The organism is Candidatus Hydrogenedentota bacterium (genome assembly GCA_012730045.1).
Taxonomy (GTDB): domain Bacteria; phylum Hydrogenedentota; class Hydrogenedentia; order Hydrogenedentales; family CAITNO01; genus JAAYBR01.
Genome location: JAAYBR010000051.1, coordinates 1 through 22,132 on the forward strand (window position 1 = coordinate 1; position 22,132 = coordinate 22,132).

Consider the following 22,132-nt stretch of genomic DNA (forward strand, 5'->3'; position numbering starts at 1 on the left):
CCACCGATGAACACCGATGAACACCGATAATGAAGAGAGAATGGTTTCCAGCCTCCCATACTTCCCATACTTCCCATAACTCCCATCCCCGCCTGACCCGCCACAGAGGCGGTACTTTCTTAGCAGGGAGCGTCAGCGACCGAAGCGATCTCGTTCCCGGAATGCCCGAATGCGGACACCGCGCGCTCCAAGAGGAGGAAAAAACGCGGCGGAATCCTTTCCGGGGCCGACGGGGATATACTGTGTGGTGACGCCGGAACCGGGGATGTCCCCCGGCGGCGCATTGGAGGCGCAGCATGACGCCTGACCTGTCGAGTATGGATAACGCCGTGGGGCGGCTGGAGCAGCTTGCCGCGCGCGCCGAGGACGTCCGCTTCATGGCGGACCAGGACGAGGTGACGCGCAACGCTTACCGCGCCGCCGTCATCCAGCATTTCGAGATCGTCTACGAGCTGTGCTGGAAGTCCATCCGCCGCTGGGTCCTGGAGAATGTGGGGCCGGAGGAGGCCGAAAACCCCCGAACCCGGCGCGACCTCTTCCGCACGGCGGGCCGCCACGGCCTCGTGGAGTCCCCCGAAGCCTGGTTCGCCCATGGGGACGCCCGCAACGTCACCACCCACACCTACAGCGAGGAGGTGGCCGCCATCGTGTACGCGCAGGCATTGCTGCTGGCCGGAGACGCGCGCCGGCTCCTTGCGCGGCTGGAGCGTTCCCATGATTGACCTCCCCGACGCCTGGCTGGGCATGGTCCGGGGCATCCTCGCCGCGCATTTCCCCGCGCGGGAGGTGTGGGCCCACGGGTCCCGCGTGGCCGGGGGCGCGGTCCGTCTGTCCGACCTCGACATTGTGCTGCGCGGGGAGCCCGCGCCGGACTGGCGCGCCCTGGAAAGCCTCCGCGACGCCCTCTCGGAGTCCGACCTGCCGATCAGTGTGGACGTCGCCGTCTGGGGCGAACTGCCCCCCGCCTTCCAGCGGCGCATCGAGGAGAAGCATGAGGTGATCCAGCGGGGCGCGCCGGAAAACGCGGCCGCCGGGTAGCAGCTACTTCAGCCCCGCATTTTTCGCGGCGCGCATGAACAGGCGCTGCATCTCGACGAGCCCGCTGGTGAGGCGGGGCGGGCCGTCATAGTCCTCGCCCAGGCGCAATAGCGTGTCCACATCCTCCCAGTGGTAGGGCATGCCGCGCAGCCGCTCGCGGCGCAGCCGCTCCAGGTCCCGGCCCGTCTCCTCCCACCGGCGCACCAGTTCCCGCTGCTCCTCCAGTGTGGGCCGGTTCATGGCGCGCCCTCCAGCAGCCGCCGCGCCTCCCGTGCATCTTCAAGCCGCGTGTTCATCGGTTCTTCATCCGGTTCAGACAACGTTCCTTTCCTACGATACGCCTTCCGAACCGTCGCGGCAATTTGGGCGGAACAATCCGGATCGCGGTCACGCCGCGAAGAAAGAGGGCGCAGCAAGCGGCGCCCCTACCCGCCCATGCCTTGGCATCTGCGAAAAACCCGGTCACTCAGGCGTAGGGGCGCCGCTTGCCGCGCCCCTACCCGCCCATGCCCCAGGCATCCGCGAAAAACCCGGTCACTCAGGTGTAGGGGCGCCGCTTGCCGCGCCCGGGGCGGACGCAAAAGCCCTGCCCTATCCGGCGATGGGGGGCGCAGAGTGACGCGCCTCCCGGTCCGCGCGGAAGAACACGCCCTCACCTGTCGGTCAGGACGTTCCCCGAGATGTTTTTGTTGGAACCGCCGTTGTCCTCGATTTGGACGCCGTTGCGGGCGAGGGTGTTGTTGGCGAAGACGAAGTTGTTCCCCCCCAGGACCGCGCCGCGGCCGTTGTCGGCGATGCGGCAGCCGGTGACCGCGTAGTCGCGCACGTCGCCCTCGACGAGGAGGCCCGTCCCCTTGTTGTGGCGGATGGTGAGCCCGGACAGGGTGAAGGAGCCGCCGCGCACGACCATGCCGTGATGGCCCCCCGGTTTGCCGTAGGCGCCGCCGTTGAAGATGGTGCCCCCGGCCACGGCGAGGACCGCGCCCCTCCCCTCCACGAGGATCTGCTCCTCGTCGCAGGAGGCCGCCCAGCACCCCGCGATGCTGGTGTAGGCGTTGTCCGTCTGGTGGATGCCGTGGGTGCAGCTGTCTATTGTCGCGTGGGTGATGAATATCTCCCGGTTGGACGGCGCGCCCGGGCCGCCGCCGATCTTCACCGCCGTGCCCAGGCCGATGATGTCCGTCGTCAGGAGGTGCACCCCGCCGTTGTTCCCCGTGATGGCCACGCCCACGCTGGGGTGCTCGTCCCGCGTGAACCCGATGATCCGCCCGCCGAGGAGGCGCACCTCGCTGCCTTTGGCCACCTCCAGACCCGTGCCGGTGACGCCCCACATGACACACTGGATCAGGGCCGTCGTGTCGGCCACCCCGCGGGTGAGGATGCCGCTGCCCATGCGGATGTCCCCGCTTGTGAGCAGCAGGTGGGAGAAGAGGGACCGCTCCGCGCCGCCGAGGCACGCGATGGCGGCGGTCCCGGGCGCCTTGCTCTGCCCGGCGGCGGCGATGCACAGGTCGCGCACGGACGACTCGCGGCAGGCGCTCCCCTCCTTCCACGCCAGGCAGTGCTCCGGCCCCGCGTGCAGCAGCACCGAGCTGAACCCGTCGCCCGTGAGGTCCATGCGGTCCGAGGAGGCGACGGTGATGGTCCGGGTGAGCCGGTAGGAGCCGGAGGGGAAATGCACCCGCCCCCCCTTGGCCTTCACGGCGGCGTCCACCGCCGCCTGGGCCGCGTCCGTGTCGTCGGCGAGGCCGTCCCCCCGCGCGCCGAAATCGCGCACGGAGAACACCGGCGCGGCGGCGGGCGGTGCCTCCGCGCCGAAGGCGGACACCCCCGCCAGTCCGGCCGCGCCCGCGGCCATCCCCAAAAAAGCCCGCCGCGCCGCCGGGTCGTCCGCAGATGCCGAAAACGGGTTCATGAGTCGTCTCCTTTGGTTGTCCGGCGCCATTTGACGGCATGGAGGAGGGGGATTGCAAGGCTGAAGAGTCCCCCCTGTCAGGCTTGCCCCCTGACCGCCGTGGGCGGGAATTCTGTCTATGAAGTGAGGGCTTCGGGAGGGCCGGAAACGCGGCATCTTGCCGCGTTCTTGGGGTTTTCGTTGGATCAAAGAACGTGCCAAGAGGACGTGTCAACTTTGCGGGCGTTCTCGCCGACTTGCTTCATTCGCGGCGCAGCGCGGCCATCTCGTTCCCGCCAATGCTTCGGCCCCCGGCGGTCAGGATGCCTCCGCCGGCATTGCACTCCGCCGCCCGGAACCGTCATCATGTGCGGCACAGGATCCAAGGAGGCGACATGCGCGCACGGTTTCTTCCCCTCGTTGTGCTCGCCGTTGCGAACGCGGCGTTCGCCGGGCCTCCGGTGCGCTTTGAGCATGCCGGGGATGCCCTCCTTCGTGTGCTGGTGGACGGCAAGGCCGTCGCGGTCTATCACACGGGTGACCGGGACATCCCGCGCCCCCATTTCCGTGACGTGTTCACCCTTAACGGCGAGCGGGTCACCCGGCCCTGTCCGCCGGACCCGGTGACCTACAAGGGCAACGACGACCACGCGACCTTTCACCCGGGCGTCTGGCTGGCCTTCGGCGACCTTGGCGGGGAGGATTTCTGGCGCAACAAGGCCCCCGTCCGCCATGTGAGGTTCGAGGGGGACTTCACCGAGGGGGACGGCTTCGGCAGCTTCACTGTGGTGAACCGCTACGGGCGCGCGGGCGGCGGGACGCCGGTCTGCACGGAGACCTGCACCTGGTCCGTCCGGGTGGCGGAGGAAGAGGGGTGGATCCTCTCCTGTGACAGCGTGTTCCGGTCCGACGACGCGGATTTCGTCTTCGGCGACCAGGAGGAGATGGGGCTGGGCATCCGCCTAGACTCGCCCCTCGCGAAAAAGTTTGGTCCCGGCCGACTGTCGAACAGCGCGGGCGGGGCGGACGAGAGGGGCACCTGGGGAAAGCAGGCGGCGTGGTGCCGCGCCGCGGGGGTGATCTGGGGGCGCACCGTGGGCGCGGCGGTGATCCCGGCGCCCGGCAATTTCCGGCCGTCGTGGTTCCACTCGCGGGACTACGGCCTCATCGTGGCAAACCCCTTTGCACGGAAGGCCATGACCGCCCCAGACGACGACAGCGCCGCGCCGGACAAGACGGTAGTCCGGAAGGGCGAGGATTTCCGCCTGGGCTTCGGGGTGTTTGTTTTCAGCGTGCCCAAGGACGCCCCCTTAAACATGGACCGGGCGGTGGACATCTGTCTGACACAGGCCAAGTAGACCCAAAAAGGAGACGCGTCATGGGCGCACTGGACCGAAGGACGTTTCTTTCCCGGACGGGCGCGGCGCTGGCGGGGGTGGGCTGGGCCGCCGCGGCGCGGGGGGCGGACCGGAAGAAGCCGAACATCGTCTTCATCCTCGCGGACGACCTGGGCCGCCACCAGGTGGGCTGCTACGGAAACCCCTTCTACGAGACGCCCCACCTGGACACGCTGGCCGCGCAGGGGGTGAAGTTCACGGACGCCTACGCCGCGTGCCCGGTGTGCTCGCCCACGCGCGCGAGCATCATGACGGGCAAATATCCGGCGCGGCTCCACATCACCGACTACATCCCCGGAAACCCCTTCCCCAACGCGAAGCTCAAAACCCCCGACTGGCGGAAGGAGCTGCCGCTGGGGGAGGTCACCCTCGCGGAGATGCTCTCGGAGGCGGGCTATGCCTGCGGCCATTTCGGCAAATGGCACCTCGACGACCGGAACGATGCGGTGTACCGCCCCGGCGACCCCGGCACACCGGAGACGCAGGGGTTCTCGGACGTGCTGGTGACGGCGAAACCGGACGCGAGGGAGACCGCCGCCGCGGGCGCCGCCCCGGACTACGACGCGCACAATGCCCGCGCCATCACGGACCGCGCGCTGGCGTTCATGGAGGCGCACCGCGACCGGCCGTTCTTTTGCCACATGGGCCACAACCTGGTCCACCAGCCGGAGATGGAGGGGGCGGCGCGCATCGTGAAATACACGCGCAGGCGGGACATGTCGAACGAGCGGGGCAACAACCCCGTGCTCGCCGCCATGGTGGAGACCCTGGACGGACAGGTCGGGCGCGTGATGAAGGCGCTGGATGACCTGGGGCTGGCGCAGAACACCATTCTGGTCTTCTTCTCCGACAACGGGGATTACTACGGCCGTGAGGGGCTGAAGCCCTTCTACGGGTCGAAGGGCGACCTCTACGAGGGCGGTGTCCGCATGCCCCTCATCGTCCGCTGGCCCGGCGTGGTCGCCCCCGGCACCGAATCCGCCGCGCTCATGAGCAGCGTGGACTTTTTTCCCACCTTTGCCGAGATTGCGGGTGTGCCCGTGCGGGATGAGACGGTGGACGGCGTGAGCGTCCTGTCCGCCCTGCGCGGGGAAACGCCGCCGGACCGGGGGCCCATCTTCTGGCATTACCCGCACTATCATTCCCTGGGCATCGGCCCCTCAGGCGCCGTGCGCGAGGGAAAGTACAAGCTCATCGAATGGTTCGAGAAGAGCATTGATGGTCCCGAAACGCCGGGGGCGCTGGAGCTGTACGACCTGGAGGCGGACCCCGGCGAGCGGAACAACCTGGCGGCCTCGCTTCCGGAGAAGGCCGCCGAACTTCACGCGAAACTGGCCGCCTGGCGGAAACGCGTCGGCGCGCAGGAGATGTCCCGCAATCCGGAACACGACCCGGAACGCGCCGACCGGCCCCACTGACCCGGTCGGCGCGTTCGGGCGCCGTCCCCGGGGCGGCCCCGGGGGGGGCAATCCGGACGAGTCTACCGTCTTCGGGAACGGCGCGGCGCCAGCAGGGTTCCCATGACGGCGAGCAGGGCGGCCATTACTGCGAGCGCCCATGCGCCGGACAGGGCCGGCGCGCCCGGGATCACGGTCAGCTCCGCCTTGCGCGTCTCCAGCACGTCTGTGTGGCCGTCGGACAGCTCGGCGCTGTACAGGCCCGCGTCCGCAAAGGTCACGTCATGGAGCCGGCATTCCGGTGACTCGGCGCCGTCAAGCACGGCCCCGTCCTTCCGCCACTGGCACGTCACCGGCGCGAAGCCCCCGGACACCCCCACCCGGAAAAGCGCCGACCGGCCCGTGTACCCCACCGCGTCCGCGGGCTCCTCCGTGATCGCCAGATGCTCCGCCACCTCCACCGCCGCCGCGCGCGACGAATACACCATCCCGCCGTCCGCCACCTCGCACCAGTACGCGCCGGCGTGCCCGGCGTTCACATTCTCCAGGGGCCATTCCGGACCCGCGGGACCGGTCTCCACCCCCTTGTCGGGCGTTTCCTTGAACCACTGGAAGGCGGTGGGGGCATAGCCCGCGCCCACCGTCACCGACAGCAGGTGGTCCTGCCCCCGGTACAGCCGCATGGAGTCGGGGTGCGACGCGAAGCCCGCCCACCGCAGCAGGGTGTACCGCGCCGACTCCATCCCCGCAAACGGCCTGCCCGCCAGGTCCCGGATATCCGTGCCAAGACGAATGCCCACCTCCCCCGACGCCGACAGGTCGGAAAGCGACACCGTCACCGTGTACTCCAAGTCTTCCTCCCCGACCGATGCCGTGCCCGCCAGCGTCCCCGTCAGGGACACGTCCGACGCGTCAAAGCTGTCGCCCACCGACTCGCTGAACCGCACCGTGAACCGCACCGCAGCCTCGTTGCTCGGGGTGCGGTCTGGAAGCAGGATCTCCGCCGTCGGCGGCGTCACGTCCAGCGTCCACCCCGTCGTCACCGGACCCGGCGGCGACCAGATTCCGTCGCCGTTGCGCGACACCACCCGGAACCCGTAGGGCGACCCGTCCGCCAGCCCCGTCACCGTCGTCACCCCCCACGCCTCCGCCGTCAGGAACACCGGGGACGCCCCCACGGTCCCGTCCGCCGTCACCCAGCCCCCGCCGCCCCCGGGAAGGATCACCCGGATGCCGTAGGTCGTGTGCGCCGGGTTGCCCACCGCCGGACCCAGCGCCACGCGCAGCGTGGTCCCCGTCGGCTGGTCCACCGCCGGCGCCGACGCCGTCCATGCCAGGGTGCGCGCCATGCCGATCACCGGCGCGGTCATCACCATCTCCCCGTTCCGCGACCGGCCCGAGAACGCATACGGCGTGTCCGCCGTCAGTCCGTTTGCCGTCCAGCCCGCGTTGTCCTGGAGCCACGAGGAACCCGTCCCCTGGCCCAGGTTGAAGAATCGGAGACCGGAATACCCGGCGGAGAGGTTGGACGGCGCGGGCGACGCCGCGGCCACCGTGATCCGGTCCGGGCCCTCGGCGGAAAACGCCAGCCCGCGCAGGGGCTCGATGAGCGTCCACGCGGAGATTGGGGCCGAACGGAGGCTCGCGGCGCCCTCCTCAAACGCGGCCACCTGAAACGTGTACAGGGCATTCGGGGCCAGACCGGTCTCAAGCCACGAGGTCACGTCCGGGGCGGTCTCCTGGCGGAGCGTTTCCGGGCGCGCTGTGCCGGGGTCGGACCAGATCCGGAACCCCAGCTCGCGGGCGCTGGAATCCTCCCACATCCACCGGATGGATGCGGGGGACACGCCCACCCCGTCGGTCCCGCCGGGTTGCAGCAGTGGAAGCTGCATGCCCCAAAGCCCCGTGCCCGCGTCCGTGCCGTCGGAGGCGAAAAAGACCAGGTTGTCCCCCAGCTGGGCGATGGCTGCCGGGCCGCTGCTGGCCACGCCGGGGTTGATGTCCGTCAGCCGCCCCGTGGTGTCCTCCGTGCCCGCCGACATCCACAGCTCCATCCCGTGTTCCGGGTCTCCGGCGCCGAAAAGAAGATATTCGCCCACGTCCATGGACGACTGGATGGCGGAGCCCGCGAGCCCCGGATAAATGTCCCTCACCAGCCGCGTGCCGTCCGCCGTGCCGTCGCTGCGCCACAGTTCGCGGCCCGTGTCCAGATGCTGCCCCTCAAAGTACACCGTGTCCGGCGCGCCGACAATGTCATCGCTCACCCCGTAGCTGCCCCCCTCCCCGATGTTCATCACCATCGAGGCGGTGGTCCCGTCCGTTTTCCACAGCTCATACCCCTCCGCCGCCGTGGCGTCCTGGAAAAGCACCAGATTTCCCAGGGCGGTCAGGCCGGCCGGCCCCCAGTACTTGGTCAGTATGTCCTCGCGGGTGGAAAGCGCGTCCCAGGGCATTTCCGGCGGCTGGTGGCCGGTGACGAGCCGCGTGCCGGCGGGCGTGCCGTCGGTCACGCCCAGCCGCGTCCGGATGTCGGCGCCAGAACACTCCACCTTGAACCAAACTTTACCCCCGGCCGCCTGCAAACCCGTGTACTGGCCGGCCGGGGTGTCCATGAGCAGCGTCTTCTGGCCCGTTTGCGGGTCGCACACATAAAGGTAGCAGCGGTTGAGATACGGGCGCGGCGGGGTCTGATACAGCGTCTCCCCCACCTCAATGACGTAGAGTTTCCCTTCGTGGGCGAGAATGCCCCCTATGCTCGGGGTGCGGAATCCCGCCTCCATGACCAGCTCCATGTTATCCGGCACGCCGTCGGCGGTGCGCCATACGCCGTTCACAGAAACCCCCTCCACCGTTCGGTTGGTGGCGACCAGAATGCCCCGCTCATCCTGGGTGAGGTTTCCGAAGGGGTATCTGTCGTACGAAGAGAACCAACTCATGTCGGCCACCGACCGCGTTCCCGCCGCGGTGCCGTCGGTTGTCCAGAGCAGCCATTTCTTTTGGGGCTGCGGCTCCTCCAGGTTTATCCCGCTCACCGTGAAAAACAACCGTCTATCGTGGGACAGGGGCAACATCTTGTTGATGCCGCAGTTCCAGTCGCCCTTTTCCCCGGCGATGAAGGCCGCCAGTCTCTCCGTGCCCCCGTCCGTGCCGTCCGTGCCCCAGTATTCCCTTCCCTCTGTATCGTAACCCCAACTGACAGGGGTCTTTAGCTGGTAGACCAGCCGGTTTCCAGCGGGGTACGCCGCCTCAGGGGCGCTTCCGGACACCCGCTTCAGGAGCTGGGCAACCTCGCGGGTGCCCTGCACGGTGCCGTCGCTCAGCACCAGACGCCCGTCGCGGGTGATGCAGGCGCACTCCCCGTTGTGTCCGGTCATGGTCAGGGGTATCCCCGCAAAGAGGGGAAAGGTCCCCGCCGCCGTGCCGTCGGAACGCCAGACCGCATAGTCGGAGAACTTCACCGAGGGGGCCATGAAGAAGAAGGCCCCGTCAACCGTCAAGGCCGGGATCGCCGATTCGCTGGGGACACTGACACTGCCGTAATCCGCGACCAGCACGGTTCCGGCGGTGGTGCCGTCAGTGCGGAAGAGCGCCCGTTGCATCCCCCCGCCGTGCAGGTCCATGTAGAGGGCGTCCCCGAAAACATGGGGCGACCGGATCGGCTGCACTGAAAGCCGCCAGGGGGAAAGGAGCTGGCGGTCTCCGCCGGAGGTGTTCATGGACCACACTTCCGGGTTTTGGCCTTCCTGTTGCCGCGCGCAGACCAGCCGGTCTTCCACGGCGGCGATGGGTTTCATCCAGTCGTCCCCGGAAAACTGGTCCAGCAAAACGGTCCCGGCAGGCGTTCCATTGGTCCGGTACAGCATGTATTCGCCGGCGCCATTCACCTTCGAGAGGAAGAAGGCCTGGTCGCCCAGCCGGGTGAACCCGTTGCTGAAGACGCCGGACGTCCCCAGGGGCACGGTCCCCCCGGGGGTGCCGTCGCTGGCATGGGGTGTCCAGGCGTAACTGGGCCCTGTGCAGAAAAGCAGTCGGTCACCCAGGCGGAGATAGTTCTGGGGGATGGAGCTGTTCGGATACCGTTCGGTGAAGCCGGGAGAGAGGTCCTTCACCAGCCGGGTGCCCCCGGGGGTGCCGTCGCTGCGCCACAGTTCATCCCCCTCGCCGAACGTGAATCCCCGGAAGAAGAAATACGACCCCATGTCCACCCAGTTCACCGTGCGCGCCTGCATCATTTCCATGTACACATTGAGAACGACATTCGTGCCCTCCGGAGTGCCGTCGGACTGCCAAAGCACCCTGCCATAGCAGGTGTGCGCGGAGAAATAAAGAATGCCGTCGAACACCATGAGGCTCTGGGGCGACGACCCCTGCCGCCCCGGGTACAGGTCCCGGAGAAGATGGGTGCCCGCCTCCGTCCCGTCGCTGCACCACAGCTCCGTCCCGTTGTACGCGTCCCACCCCGAAAAGAGGAGCAACCCGTTAATGGACGCCATTTCCACCGGCCAAACGAACGAGAAATACGGGGTCTGGTCCGCCGGGAACGTGGTGATATCCTTGATGAGGAACGGCGCCCCCGCCCAGGCTGTGGACAGAAAACAAAGATTGAAGGCGGCTACCGCCGCAAGACGCATTCCCCGAACCCATGACACCGCCATAACCATCTCCCGGGCGCCAGACGCCGAACCCTGACCGATGAGCACCGCAGGACGGGGTTACTCCCCCCCGCCTGCTCGAAATCTACCACACCATTTGCCAGCCGTCAAGGCGAATGTATGAAAATGGGTTGAAGGAGACCGGCGGCGTTTTTGTATGCACCGTATTCTCACAAAACACATCTAGTTATTGGGTATTGTTCGCAATAATAAGTGGGGAGCAGTCCAGAGTGGCAGACAGGAAGGTCTGCCTTATCTTGAGTGGGGCAGACATTCCTGTCTGCCAGTTCCTGTGTTCCCCCGGCGCGGGGTCAGCGTGCGGGTTCGGGCGGCGCGGAGGTGTCCATCGGCGGGTTCACCGGATTCCAGCGGGCGGGGCTGCCGTCGGGGAGGGCCACCATGTAGCCCGTCTCCGCGTGGGACTCGCCGGGGGGGTAGTCGCTGCTGACGATCTGCGCGCCGCAGGCGAAGGCCCGCTCCAGCCGGGCGTTGGCCTCCGCCAGGCCGCGTCTTCCCGGGCCGCCCGCCGTGGCGCGCACCCAGTACCCCCGGCGCACCAGGTCCGGGGTTTCCGGGTGGGCGGTGTTGTCGCGCACCATCGCCGCCGCATCGGGCCGGCCGGGGCGTGAATTCACAAACATCGCCCGTCCCTGCAGCGAGGGCCGTCCCTCCGCGTACAGGTCCCGCAGCTCCCGCGTCTCATGGAAGATGAAGAAGACCTTCCCGCGCGCGGAGTCCAGCGTGGGCCAGCCGCGTTTCAGCACCGCCTCCTCCAGCGTGGCGAAGTCCCCGCGCACATCGTCCGGCGTGATGAGCCGGTCCGGGGGAAAGGCGGCGCGCACCTCGGCGTCCAGCTGGTCGAGGTCCGCGGCGGTGGGTTCGGTGATGGACCGGTCCAGCACAGGCCCCTCGGCCTTGTGCTCCACGAGGAAGGAGACGGGCACATGCCCCGGGTGGGCGTCGGACCATGCCCGCACCACCGCCAGACAGTCCGCGAACATGCGGCAGGTGCTCTCCTCGTCCAGATGGGGCACATGAAACACCCGCCAGCCCTCCGGCGTCCGGTGGATGTCCAGTTCAAAGCTCCGCACGCCGTTGTCGAGCTGGACGTCCAGGGGCTTGTGCTCGTAGTCCCAGTCGCGGGCCTCCGGGTTGACCATTTCGGCGATGTCCAGCCCCGACGGGCGCTTGTGGTAACTGTTGTGCGTGCCCACCACCTGTATCTGGTTCATGCGCGGGCCGCCGTCAAACGACAGCCCCGCTAGGCAAAGCAGCAAGACTCCGATCATGTTCCGGTCTCCAAGTTCACGTCCTTTGACCCGTCCGGACAGGTTTTGGTGTCCAGAATCCGGCGGGATTCACCACGGAGGCACGGAGGGCACGGTGAAGGGGGAAGAGAGGGAACGGAAGAAAGTTGCTGCATGGATGGAGAGGATTTACAGGATAAGGCAAAAATCCTGCCTGTCCTGTCCACCCCTGTTCATGCTGCTGCAAGAGCCTTTGCCGCCCTTTCCCTTTCTTCCCTTTTCTTCTCTCCCCCTTTTCCGTGCCCTCCGTGCCTCCGTGGTGAAACGCCTTCAGGAACCTCCCCGGCCGCAATTTCCGTTTGCCCCGCGGTTCGGGGTATTCTAGCGGGGCGCTGCATTCCCCTGGAGATTCCGCATGAAAGCCGTGATCATGGCGGCGGGCAAGTCCACCCGCACCTATCCGTTGACGCTCACCCGGCCCAAGCCCCTGCTGCCGGTGATGGGGAAGACCGTCTTCGAGCGGCATCTGGAGGCCCTGTCCGGGCTGGTGGACGGCGTGGTGGCCGTGGTGGGGTACCGGGGCGACATGATCCGCGCCGCCTTCGGCGACGTGTTTCAGGGGATGCCCGTCACCTATGTGGAGCAGACGGAGCAGCGCGGCACGGGGCACGCCGTGCTCCAGTGCGAGGGCGCCGTGGACGGGCCGTTCCTAGTGGTGAACGGCGACGACCTGTATGACCGGGAGGATTTGGCGCGGCTGGCGGCGGCGGAGAACGCCGCGCTGGCCCTGGAGGTGCCCGACCCGCGCCTCTACGGCATCTACGAGACCGACGCCGAGGACCGCGTGGTCCGGCTGGTGGAGAAGCCGAGGGAGGTCTTCTCCAACCTGGCGAACATCGGCGCGTATGTGTTCACGCCCGAGGTGTTCCCCGTGCTGCGAGGCCTGCCGCCCACGGAGCGCGGCGAGATTGAGATCACCTCGGCGGTGCAGGCCCTCGCGGAGACGTCCGGCTTCCGCGTGGTCCGCACCCGGGGCGCGTGGCTGCCCATCGGCTACCCGTGGCACCTGCTCGACGTGAACCGCTGGTTCCTCGACCACCGGCTCGAGCCGGGCATTGAGGGCGAAGTCAGCCCCGGGGCCGAGGTCAACGGCCCCGTCTTCATCGGCGCGGGCACCGTGGTGCGCGCCGGGGCGGTCATAGACGGCCCCGTGTGGATCGGCCGCGGCTGCCGCATCGGCCCCAACTGCTGGATCCGCCCGTACAGCGTGCTGTGCGACGGGGCCATCGTCGGCCACGCCAGCGAGGTGAAGGCTTCGCTTTTCCTGGAGGGCGCCGCCGCCCCGCACCAGAACTATGTCGGCGACAGCATTCTCGGCGCGCGCGCCAACCTCGGCTGCGGCACCATCACCGCCAACCTCCGCCACGACCAAAAGCCCGTGCGGTCCCTGGTCGGCGGCGCGCTCGTGGACACGGGCCGCAAGAAGCTCGGCGCCGTCCTCGGCGACGACGTCCACACGGGCATCAACACGTCCATCTACCCCGGCCGGAAGCTCTGGCCCGGCACCGCCACCGCCCCCGGCGCCGTCGTGCGCGGGGATGTGCTGGACGGGTAGGACGGCACCCCGTCCGTGTGCGTCCGTGGACAGAGTGGACGATATGGACGATGTGGACAGTATGGACCGGGAGCACTGGGTGGGGAGGCTGCCCGCGCCTTCTTGACCGCCCCTTCCGGCCTGAAGTAGGCTTGCGGCGGCTTTGGCCCAACGGGAGACCCGCCATGACCTTTCTGCTTCCCCTGATGGTGTGCGCGGCGGCGGCCGCGCCCGCGGATGCGCCGTGGATGAATCCGGCGCATGACCTGTTTTACGAAACGCCGGCCACGGTGTGGGATGAGGCCTTTCCGCTGGGGAATGCCATTCTGGGCGCGCTGGTGTGGGGGGACGGGGCGCCGCTGCGGATTTCGCTGGACCGGACGGATCTGTGGGACCTGCGGCCCGTGCCGGAGTACCACTCGCCGGAGTACACCTACACCACGATGCGGCAGTGGGAGAAGGAGGGGCGGGTGAAGGAGCTGGAGGCGCTGTACGACAACCCGTACCACCGTCCCGCGCCCACGAAAATCCCCGCGGGCCGCATCGAGCTCACGCCCAAGAAACCCAAGGCCGCCTTCCGGAACGCGCGGCTTTCGCTGTCTGACGCGACGGCGCAGGCGGACCTGGGCGAGGTTCAGGCACGGGTCTGGATTCACCCCACGGAGCCCGTCGGGTTCATCGAACTGGAGGGCGTGGAAGACCTCGAGGTGTCCCTGAAGGCCCCCGCCTTCGGCGGGCAGGCGCCCGGCGATGCGAAGCCGGCGATCTCCATGGGCGACCTCGCGCAGTTGGGCTATCCCGAATCGAAGACCCGTTCGGGGGATGATTTCCAGGCCTACGAGCAGGAGGGCTGGGGCGGGTTCCGGTTCGCCGTTCATCTGGCATGGCGCACGGACGGCGGCCGCTGGCTCGGCGCGTGGTCCGTGTCCAGCACCTTCGACGGCGACAACCCTGCGGAAATCGCCGAGACCCGCGTGCGCGCCGCGCTGGCGGACGAGGCCCGCGCCGCCCTGCGCGTGTCCCATGAGGCCTGGTGGCGGGCGTGGTGGGAGCGGACTTGGCTCACCGTGCCCAACCCCGTTGTGGAGCGCCAGTGGTATTTGGAGACCTACAAGTTCGGCGCGGCGGCGCGCAGGGACGCCCCGCCGATCACGCTCCAGGGGCCGTGGACGGCGGACGACGGCAAGCTGCCGCCGTGGAAGGGCGACTACCACCACGACCTGAACACGCAGTTGAGCTACTGGCCCTGCTACAGCGGCAACCGGCTGGACGAGGGGCTGGGCTACCTCGAATGGCTCTGGAAGAACCGCGAAAACGCCCGCGACTGGACGCAGAGGTTCTTCGGGAAGCCGGGGCTGAACGTGCCCATGACGGCGGACCTGAACAACAACCAGATCGGCGGCTGGCGGCAGTACACCCACTCGTCCACCACGGCGTCGTGGCTGGCCCACCACTTCTACCTCCACTGGAAATTCAGCCAGGACCGGACCTTTCTGGAGGAGCGGGCCTTCCCGTGGCTGCGCGACTGCGCGGTGTTCATCGAGGCCGTGACGGCGGAGCGCGGTTCGGACGGCAAACGCACCCTGCCCCTCAGCTCCTCTCCCGAGATCAACGACAACCGCCCCGAGGCGTGGTTTCCGTCGGTCACCAACTACGACCTGGCGCTCATGCGCTGGCTGCTGGCGGCGACGGCGGAGCTGGCCGACGAGTTGAAGCAGGCGGATGAGGCCGCGCGCTGGCGCGCCGTGCTGGCGGAGCTGCCGGATTTCGCGCTGGACGAAAACGGCGGGCTGTCGGTGGCCGCCGGGATCCCGCTGAAGGAGTCCCACCGCCACTTCTCGCACCTCATGGCCCTGCACCCGCTGGGGCTCTACGACCCCTCGCAGGGCGGGGACGCGCTCAGGGTCTGGCAGGGCTCGATGGAGACCCTCGACCGCCTGGGCACGGACTACTGGTGCGGGTACAGCTTCTCGTGGCTCTCCTCGATCCACGCCCGGATGCACGACGGCGTGCGGGCCGAAAAGGCGCTGGAGACCTTCGCGCGGGCCTTCGTCCTGCGGAACGGCTTCCACTGCAACGGCGACCAGACCAAGGAGGGGCACAGCAAGTTCACCTACCGCCCCTTCACGCTGGAGGGCAACTTCGCCTACGCCGCGGGGCTCCAGGAGATGCTGCTCCAGAGCGACACCGGCGTGGTCGAGGTCTTCCCGGCGGTGCCGGACACATGGAAGGACGCCCGGTTCAAGGACCTGCGCGCCCAGGGCGCCTTCACGGTCTCCGCCGAACGCCGCGACGGCGCGGTGGTCTCCGTCGAAATCACCAGCGAGACCGGCGCGGCGCCGAAACTGCGCTGTCCCTGGACCGGCGCGCTGCTGGACTTGGGCGATTCCGCAGTGGCTGCGCCGGGGGTTACCATCCAACGGGAGGGCAACACCTGGCGGCTGGGCGGCAGGGTCTAGGGTTTAGGGTCGAGGGTTTAGGGTCCGAAGCTCGAAGCCTTCTTCCTGAAGCCTGAAGCCTGAGGCCTCTATCCCTCTGATTCGCCATTCCCCCCGGGAATCGGGTATTATTCCCCCTTGTTTCCCCTGTGGCTAGGGCCGTGCTCTGTTCCGGAGACGGTCTGAAATTCGCCGGTTTCCCGGCGGGAGAAGGGTTTTTCATGAGCAAGCTGACCTCGAACCACGTTTTCACCTCCGAGTCCGTGTCCGAAGGGCATCCGGACAAGGTCTGCGACCAGATTTCCGACGGCATCCTCGACGCGTGCCTCGCGGCGGACCCCAACTCCCATGTGGGCTGCGAGACCCTGGCGGCCACCAACTTTGTCGCCAGCGCCGGGGAAATCACCTGCGCGGGCTGGGACGGCGTCAACCCCGAGCGCATCGCCCGGGACGTGGTCAAGGCCATCGGCTACGACCGCGCGCTGATCGGGGACGAGGTCGGCTTCAGCTATGACACCTTCCTGTACATGAACTGCCTGCACGGCCAGTCGCCGGACATTGCCCAGGGCGTGAACGAGGGCCAGGGCCTCTACACGGAGCAGGGCGCGGGCGACCAGGGCATGATGTTCGGCTACGCCAGCGACGAGACGCCCGAGCTGATGCCGGCGCCGATCCAGTTCAGCCACCAGCTCCTCAGCGAGCTGGCGGACATCCGCCGCGCGAAGACGATCCCCTACCTGCGGCCCGACTCCAAATCGCAGGTGTCGGTGTACTACGAGGGCGGCAAGCCCAGGGCCATCACCACCGTCGTCGTGTCCCACCAGACCGCCGAGGTGCCGCTGGACCAGATCCGCGCGGACCTCGTCGAGGTGGTCAAGACCGTGCTCGGGCCGACGGGCCTGCTCACGGACAAGACGGAGTACTATGTGAACCCGACCGGGCGCTTCGTCGTCGGCGGCCCCCACGGCGACTCCGGCCTCACGGGCCGCAAGATCATCGTGGACACCTACGGCGGCGTCGGCTCCCACGGCGGCGGCGCGTTCTCCGGCAAGGACCCGTCCAAGGTGGACCGGTCGGCGGCCTACTACGCGCGCTACGCGGCGAAGAACATCGTGGCCGCGGGCCTCGCGTCCAAGTGCGAGATCCAGGTGGCCTACGCCATCGGCGTGGCCAAGCCCATGAGCATCAACGTGTCCACCTACGGCACCGGCACGGTGTCCGATGAGCGGCTCCAGCAGGTGCTGGAGGACGGCGCCCTCTTCGATTTCCGCCCCGCCGCCCTCATCCGCGACCTCGGCCTGCTCGCCCCGAAGGGCTGGTCCTACCGCCAGACGGCGGCCTACGGCCATTTCGGCCGGGACTGCTTCCCCTGGGAAAAGACCGACAAGGTGGACGCCCTGAAGAGCGCCGTAAAGTAGGAGGCGCGTCATGCGGAAAGTCATCGGCGTCGGCGCGCCCATCGTGGACCTCCTGGCCCGCGTGCCGGAGGCCTTTCTGGCCGGCGTGCCCGGCGAGAAGGGCGGCATGCTCATGGTCTCCCCGGACGAGCAGCGCGCCCTCGTGGAGTCCCTGCCCGAGCCGCCCGCCCGCGCCCCCGGCGGCGCGGCGGCCAACACCATCGCCGCGCTGGCCAAGCTGGGCCTGCCCGTGGCCTTCGTCGGCAAGGTGGGCGGGGACGCCGACGGCGACTACTATCTCGACGCCTTCGCCGCCTGCGGCGGCGACACCAGCCGCTTCAAGCGCGCGCCGGAAAGCCACACGGCCCGGTGCCTGAGCATGATCACGCCGGACGCCGCGCGCACCATGCGCACGGACCTCGGCGCGAGCCTGCTCCTGCGCCCGGAGGAACTCGGCCCGGCCGATTTCGCGGGCTGCGCCCACGCCTTCATCGAGGGCTACCTGCTGTTCAACCCCCCGCTGGCCGAGGCGGCCCTCCGCGCGGCCAAGGAGGCGGGGTGCACCGTGAGCCTGGACATGGGCTCCTTTGAGATCGTCCGCGCCTTCCGCGACACCCTGCCGGGCCTGCTGGACCGCTATGTGGACGCCGTCTTCGCCAACGAGGACGAGGCCCGCGAGTTCATCGGCCGCGACGACCCGGCGGCGGCGCTGGACGCCTTTTCCGCCCACTGCGGCACCGTCGCCGTCAAGCTCGGGGCCGAGGGTGCCTGGCTGCGCGACCGGGGCGAGACGGTGCGCGTGGCCCCGGAACCCGTGGACCGCGCCGTGGACAGCACGGGCGCGGGCGACTGCTGGGCCGCGGGCTTCCTCTACGGCTGGCTCCAGGGCTGGCCGGCGGCCCGCTGCGGCGAGCTGGCCTCGCTGCTCGGCGCGGAGACCGTGAAATGCCTCGGCGCCCAGCCCGACGCCGGCGGCTGGGCCCGGATCCACGCCCGGATCGGCCATTCCTGACCCCTTTTTCGGCCCGCCGGACTGCAAACCGGCCGCGCCGGTTGTTACAATGAATGAAAACGTGATGCAAGCGCGTGTCGGCCTTTTTCCGGCGCGGCGCGAACCCGAAAGGATGGACCCCATGGCTGTGGCACCGATCATCATCCCCGAAACCGACAGCACCCTGCCCTTCAAGGTGGCGGACATGGGCCTCGCGGCGTGGGGCCGCATGGAAATCGAGATGGCGGAGAAGGAGATGCCGGGCCTCATGGCGGTGCGCGCCCAGTACGCCGCCGCGCAGCCCCTCAAGGGCGCGCGGATCATGGGCTCCCTCCACATGACCATCCAGACCGCGGTGCTCATCGAGACCCTCAAGGCCCTCGGCGCCGAGGTCCGCTGGGCGAGCTGCAACATCTACTCCACCCAGGACCACGCCGCGGCGGCCATCGCCCAGTCGGGCGTTCCGGTCTTCGCATGGAAGGGCGAGACGCTGGAGGAGTACTGGTGGTGCACCTACCAGGCCATGGCCTTCCCCGGCGGGCAGACGCTCAACATGATCGTGGACGACGGCGGCGACGCGACCCTGCTGATCCACCGCGGCTGCGAGTTCGAGGAGCACTTCGAGAAGACCGGCGCGCTGCCCCCCGTCTGCCGCGACAACCGCGAGATCGAGATCGTGGACTCCCTGCTCCACCGCGTCCATGGCGAGGACCCCGGCCTGTGGCGCCGCACGGCGGCCGGCTGGATCGGCGTGTCCGAGGAGACGACCACGGGCGTCCACCGGCTCTACCGGATGATGAAGGAGGGGAGCCTGCGCACCCGCGCCATGAACGTCAACGACTCCGTCACCAAGTCGAAGTTCGACAACCTCTACGGCTGCCGCGAGTCGCTGGCCGACGGCATCAAGCGCGCCACGGACGTCATGGTGGCGGGCAAGGTCGTCGTCGTGGCGGGCTACGGCGACGTGGGCAAGGGCTGCGCGGACGCCATGCGCGGCCTTGGCGCGCGCGTCGTCGTCACGGAGATTGACCCCATCTGCGCGCTTCAGGCCGCGATGGAGGGCTACCAGGTCGTGAAGATGGACGACGCGGCGAAGATCGGCGACATCTTCGTCACCGCCACGGGGTGCTACAAGGTCATTTCCGGCGCGCACCTGCGCATGATGAAGGACCAGGCCATCGTCTGCAACATCGGCCACTTCGACTCCGAGATTGACGTGGCCCACCTCGAGCAGAGCGCCGACATCCGCGAGGTCAACGTCAAGCCGCAGGTGGACAAGTTCGTCCTGCCCGACGGCCGCGAGCTCATCCTGCTGGCGCGCGGGCGGCTGGTCAACCTCGGCTGCGCCACCGGACACCCCTCCTTCGTCATGTCCAACTCCTTCACCAACCAGACCCTCGCCCAGATTGCCCTCTTCACCGAGCCGGACCAGTACGCGGTCGGCCAGGTCTACACCCTGCCCAAGAAACTCGACGAGGAGGTCGCCCGCCTGCACCTCGGCAAGCTCGGCGTCGAACTCGACACCCTCACCCCCGAGCAGGCCGACTACCTCGGCATCCCCGTGGAAGGCCCCTACAAGCCCGACACCTACCGGTATTGACGGACGCCGTGCAATAGCCTATGATGACGCCGGGAGAGGCGCGCGCGGGGCGCGTCCTCCGGCAAGGGAGGTTGTGTCATGGGCCGCAGTGGGTGGAAATCCGCCTTTCCGGCGCTGGCCGTGTGTGTCTGCGTGCTGGCCCACGGCGCGGGCCGCCTGGAGCAGAAGCCGCTCGATGAGCTGCTCGCCCTGCACAAGGACCAGGACGCCAGGGTGGACCGCGCGAAACTCGAGGGCGTCCTGCGGGAGCGGCTTTCCAAAGAAGACACCCAGTCCCTGCTGAAGATCCGGAGGGAGAGCGCCGCGGGCTTCATGTGCGTGGATTACTTCTACCCCACGATTCTTGAGGCAATGAGGGGAACGTACTCGTGCCAGGCGGCCGACGTCAAAGATCTCGTGGTGGTTCAGGCGGTGGTGCGCCGGGTGGACCACGACCGGGAGCTGCTGGTCGGGGACATTCTCCGCCGTGAACTGTCCCCGCTTCCCACGACCGTGACCTTGGAGGGTGTGCGCGGCGATCCGGCGGGTCTGCCTTCGGAGATGGAGGTGACGGCCGACTTGGAGTGGGAATATGTCGGCACGCTGGAGGAGGGGAAGGAGTACTTTCTGGTCCTCCGCCGGAGTGGAACCCGGCACACTTTCCAAGACTCGTGGGTCTATGCCGTACAGGAGGGGAGGGTGCCCCGCGCGTTGGGAAAGGCACCAGCCCCTGAGGCGGAGGTGTGGCGGGCGGTGGAGATGAGGCGCAAGGCGGACCGGGGGGAACCCTTCGAGATGCCGCAGGAATGGAACGCAGCCCTGCGGGAGGGTTCCCTGGAGCAGGTCATGGGCGCGCTGGAGGCGGCCCAGGGCGTGGGTGTGCCTGGAAGATTGGATGCACCCCTGCTCGTTGCGGCGCTGGAACGCCACTATGCCCCCCTGCGGAAGAAGTTTGACCAGTGTTCGAGGGAGTGTGTAAAGAAGGAGGAATTGGACCGCTTCATCCGAACCGCCCGGCTGATCTTTCTTGCCTTGGCCGAGACCCGGGATATTGAATCAATGGCGACCGCTGTTGTCCTGTACACGCGGGACAGGAAACACTCCGATTGGGTCTTTCGGGACTGCGAAGAAGATGTTGTCCGTGTTGTTATGGTATTGCCAGAAGAGATGCGGAAAGAGAAACTGATAACGCTGCTTGGCCCTTCCCCGGACGGTGCAGATGGACATCGTTGACTGATGCAAAGAGCCTGGCGGCCGCGTGTGGAGACAGCTGCTTCAGGGTTTGCACCCATCCCGCCTCCGCCTCCTTCAGCAGGGTCTCGAAGATCACGTGAAAGGTGTTGTGGACCGAGTCGGTGGTGATGAAATGGGGGGTGTCCATGTCTGCGTAGGGGCCCGACATGCGGTGGTAGAACCGGGGCACCACCGCGAAGCCGTTGCGCTTGAGAAGCTCCCGGCCCGAGTCGGACCCCTCGAAACGCTCGACGAACCGCACCGCCCCGAGGTCGGCCACGACATCCTCCGCCGCGGCTCGCCCCGTGAGACCCGCGCCCAGCAGCAGCACCCCCGCCACCCCCCGCAGCACACGCGCGCAAAACCCCCGATCTGTTGCCATGACCGTCCCTCCGTTTGGCAGGCCGCATGCGGCCAGCACCGGGGGTATTATGTGAGAAACCACTCAGAAAGACAAGGCGCGCGGACCGGGGGCGTTCCCGTAAGAGGCCGCCGCGTTGGCTGGAGTCCTGGCGGGCACGAGATGGCCGCGCTTCGCTGCTAATGAAGTAAACGCATTCTTCCGCGCCGCAAGATCCCGGTTACTCTCTGCCAAACGTGGAAATGGCCAAATACGAAAGTCTTGGGCATCCCGGAGGGATGCAGGACATTAGCCGGTGGTTGAGCGAAGCGATACCACCGGACAGCGTCCCCCCTCCCATTTATTAAGAACCCCGGCAGGGGTTCAGGACACGTCGGTCCCCGTTGGCCCCGGAGTCCTGCACCCCTGCCGGGGTGCCAGAAGGGGGGGGGAGATACCCGGTCCCGGTGGTGTCGCTTCGCTCAACCACCGGCTAACGGCCCTCACCCCTCCGGGGTGAAGAGGGAAAGGACACCCGTATCCATAGAGTCATTTACATAATCCCCACCCACGGCGGTCAGGGGCTCGCCATGACGCGTTGACGTTCGGTTCTTCACGAGACCGCCGTGCTGGCCGGAACTTTGGCGGGCACGAGATGGCCGCGCTTCGCTGCTAAGAAAGTACCGCCTCTGTGGCGGGTCAGGCGGGGATGGGAGTTAGGGGAAGTATGGGAAGCATGGGAGGCTGGAAACCATTCTCTCTTCATTATCGGTGTTCATCGGTGTTCATCGGTGGTCGCTCTTTGGGGGCGCAGTTCCCCCGCACACGACTAAGGGCGCAGACATGCCTTGGCGGCTCCCCCCTATTGTGCGAGTGGTTCCGGAGGGGGGAACCACCGATGAACACCGATGAACACCGATAAAGCGTGCGGAGGC

14 protein-coding genes and 1 pseudogene are annotated in these 22,132 nt (G+C 68.0%); 10 read left to right on the top strand and 5 right to left on the bottom strand.

What is annotated here, in order from left to right; translation table 11 throughout:
* The first annotated feature begins 296 nt into the window (after positions 1–296).
* Together GXY15_05245 and GXY15_05250 are read left to right on the top strand one after the other, a co-directional pair.
* Complete coding sequence (locus GXY15_05245) at positions 297–722, top strand: nucleotidyltransferase (protein NLV40618.1); 426 nt, start codon at positions 297–299, stop codon at positions 720–722.
* Entirely contained in the window at positions 715–1,038 is a 324-nt protein-coding gene (locus tag GXY15_05250; GenBank protein ID NLV40619.1) for a nucleotidyltransferase domain-containing protein, read from the top strand. The genes GXY15_05245 and GXY15_05250 overlap by 8 nt, the downstream gene beginning before the upstream one ends.
* Before the next feature lie 3 nt (positions 1,039–1,041).
* On the opposite strand, the gene GXY15_05255 is transcribed toward GXY15_05250, so the two are convergent.
* Together GXY15_05255 and GXY15_05260 are read right to left on the bottom strand one after the other, a co-directional pair.
* Positions 1,042–1,278: a hypothetical protein gene (locus GXY15_05255; GenBank protein NLV40620.1), complete on the bottom strand. Its 237-nt coding sequence runs from the start codon at positions 1,276–1,278 to the stop codon at positions 1,042–1,044.
* A 1,408-nt stretch (positions 1,279–2,686) separates the two neighbouring features.
* A pseudogene (locus tag GXY15_05260) lies at positions 2,687–2,896 on the bottom strand (glycoside hydrolase).
* A gap of 431 nt (positions 2,897–3,327) precedes the next feature.
* On the opposite strand from GXY15_05260, the gene GXY15_05265 reads away from it, so the two are divergent.
* Both GXY15_05265 and GXY15_05270 read left to right on the top strand, forming a co-directional pair.
* Positions 3,328–4,290 carry a hypothetical protein gene (locus GXY15_05265; protein ID NLV40621.1) on the top strand — a complete coding sequence of 321 codons (963 nt, stop codon included), beginning with the start codon at positions 3,328–3,330 and terminating at the stop codon, positions 4,288–4,290.
* Between the two features lie 20 nt (positions 4,291–4,310).
* Positions 4,311–5,747, top strand: a complete 1,437-nt coding sequence (locus GXY15_05270; protein ID NLV40622.1) for a sulfatase — start codon at positions 4,311–4,313, stop codon at positions 5,745–5,747.
* A 62-nt stretch (positions 5,748–5,809) separates the two neighbouring features.
* Here GXY15_05270 and GXY15_05275 read toward each other — a convergent pair whose 3' ends face one another.
* Both GXY15_05275 and GXY15_05280 read right to left on the bottom strand, forming a co-directional pair.
* Positions 5,810–10,381: a hypothetical protein gene (locus GXY15_05275; GenBank protein ID NLV40623.1), complete on the bottom strand. Its 4,572-nt coding sequence runs from the start codon at positions 10,379–10,381 to the stop codon at positions 5,810–5,812.
* Between the two features lie 308 nt (positions 10,382–10,689).
* Positions 10,690–11,667: a hypothetical protein gene (locus GXY15_05280; protein NLV40624.1), complete on the bottom strand. Its 978-nt coding sequence runs from the start codon at positions 11,665–11,667 to the stop codon at positions 10,690–10,692.
* A gap of 373 nt (positions 11,668–12,040) precedes the next feature.
* Here GXY15_05280 and GXY15_05285 point away from each other — a divergent pair, with 373 nt between their 5' ends.
* The 6 genes from GXY15_05285 to GXY15_05310 all read left to right on the top strand — a co-directional run bounded on the left by GXY15_05285 (position 12,041) and on the right by GXY15_05310 (position 20,857).
* The gene (locus GXY15_05285) at positions 12,041–13,240 is read left to right on the top strand and encodes an NTP transferase domain-containing protein (protein ID NLV40625.1); all 1,200 of its coding nucleotides are present in this window, start codon (positions 12,041–12,043) and stop codon (positions 13,238–13,240) included.
* Positions 13,241–13,404: 164 nt separating this feature from the next.
* Positions 13,405–15,678 (top strand): hypothetical protein, encoded by a 2,274-nt coding sequence (locus GXY15_05290; protein ID NLV40626.1) that lies wholly within the window; start codon positions 13,405–13,407, stop codon positions 15,676–15,678.
* Between the two features lie 200 nt (positions 15,679–15,878).
* Positions 15,879–17,075 (top strand): methionine adenosyltransferase, encoded by a 1,197-nt coding sequence (locus GXY15_05295; protein NLV40627.1) that lies wholly within the window; start codon positions 15,879–15,881, stop codon positions 17,073–17,075.
* A gap of 10 nt (positions 17,076–17,085) precedes the next feature.
* Positions 17,086–18,066, top strand: coding sequence for an adenosine kinase (locus tag GXY15_05300; GenBank protein ID NLV40628.1), 981 nt, complete (start codon positions 17,086–17,088; stop codon positions 18,064–18,066).
* A 121-nt stretch (positions 18,067–18,187) separates the two neighbouring features.
* Positions 18,188–19,645 (top strand): adenosylhomocysteinase, encoded by a 1,458-nt coding sequence (locus GXY15_05305; protein ID NLV40629.1) that lies wholly within the window; start codon positions 18,188–18,190, stop codon positions 19,643–19,645.
* 78 nt (positions 19,646–19,723) lie between these two features.
* Entirely contained in the window at positions 19,724–20,857 is a 1,134-nt protein-coding gene (locus GXY15_05310; protein NLV40630.1) for a hypothetical protein, read from the top strand.
* Here the strand turns inward: GXY15_05310 and GXY15_05315 are convergent.
* Positions 20,772–21,239 (bottom strand): DUF3160 domain-containing protein, encoded by a 468-nt coding sequence (locus GXY15_05315; protein ID NLV40631.1) that lies wholly within the window; start codon positions 21,237–21,239, stop codon positions 20,772–20,774. The two genes, GXY15_05310 and GXY15_05315, sit on opposite strands and share 86 nt — an antisense overlap.
* Positions 21,240–22,132: the final 893 nt, after the last annotated feature.

What these genes read in the sequence shown, in the direction of transcription:
- GXY15_05245 (NLV40618.1), top strand. Translation starts at nt 297, where the DNA reads ATGACGCCTGACCTGTCGAGTATGGATAACGCCGTGGGGCGGCTGGAG.
- GXY15_05250 (NLV40619.1), top strand. Translation starts at nt 715, where the DNA reads ATGATTGACCTCCCCGACGCCTGGCTGGGCATGGTCCGGGGCATCCTC.
- GXY15_05255 (NLV40620.1), bottom strand. Translation starts at nt 1,278, where the DNA reads ATGAACCGGCCCACACTGGAGGAGCAGCGGGAACTGGTGCGCCGGTGG.
- GXY15_05265 (NLV40621.1), top strand. Translation starts at nt 3,328, where the DNA reads ATGCGCGCACGGTTTCTTCCCCTCGTTGTGCTCGCCGTTGCGAACGCG.
- GXY15_05270 (NLV40622.1), top strand. Translation starts at nt 4,311, where the DNA reads ATGGGCGCACTGGACCGAAGGACGTTTCTTTCCCGGACGGGCGCGGCG.
- GXY15_05275 (NLV40623.1), bottom strand. Translation starts at nt 10,381, where the DNA reads ATGGCGGTGTCATGGGTTCGGGGAATGCGTCTTGCGGCGGTAGCCGCC.
- GXY15_05280 (NLV40624.1), bottom strand. Translation starts at nt 11,667, where the DNA reads ATGATCGGAGTCTTGCTGCTTTGCCTAGCGGGGCTGTCGTTTGACGGC.
- GXY15_05285 (NLV40625.1), top strand. Translation starts at nt 12,041, where the DNA reads ATGAAAGCCGTGATCATGGCGGCGGGCAAGTCCACCCGCACCTATCCG.
- GXY15_05290 (NLV40626.1), top strand. Translation starts at nt 13,405, where the DNA reads ATGACCTTTCTGCTTCCCCTGATGGTGTGCGCGGCGGCGGCCGCGCCC.
- GXY15_05295 (NLV40627.1), top strand. Translation starts at nt 15,879, where the DNA reads ATGAGCAAGCTGACCTCGAACCACGTTTTCACCTCCGAGTCCGTGTCC.
- GXY15_05300 (NLV40628.1), top strand. Translation starts at nt 17,086, where the DNA reads ATGCGGAAAGTCATCGGCGTCGGCGCGCCCATCGTGGACCTCCTGGCC.
- GXY15_05305 (NLV40629.1), top strand. Translation starts at nt 18,188, where the DNA reads ATGGCTGTGGCACCGATCATCATCCCCGAAACCGACAGCACCCTGCCC.
- GXY15_05310 (NLV40630.1), top strand. Translation starts at nt 19,724, where the DNA reads ATGGGCCGCAGTGGGTGGAAATCCGCCTTTCCGGCGCTGGCCGTGTGT.
- GXY15_05315 (NLV40631.1), bottom strand. Translation starts at nt 21,239, where the DNA reads ATGGCAACAGATCGGGGGTTTTGCGCGCGTGTGCTGCGGGGGGTGGCG.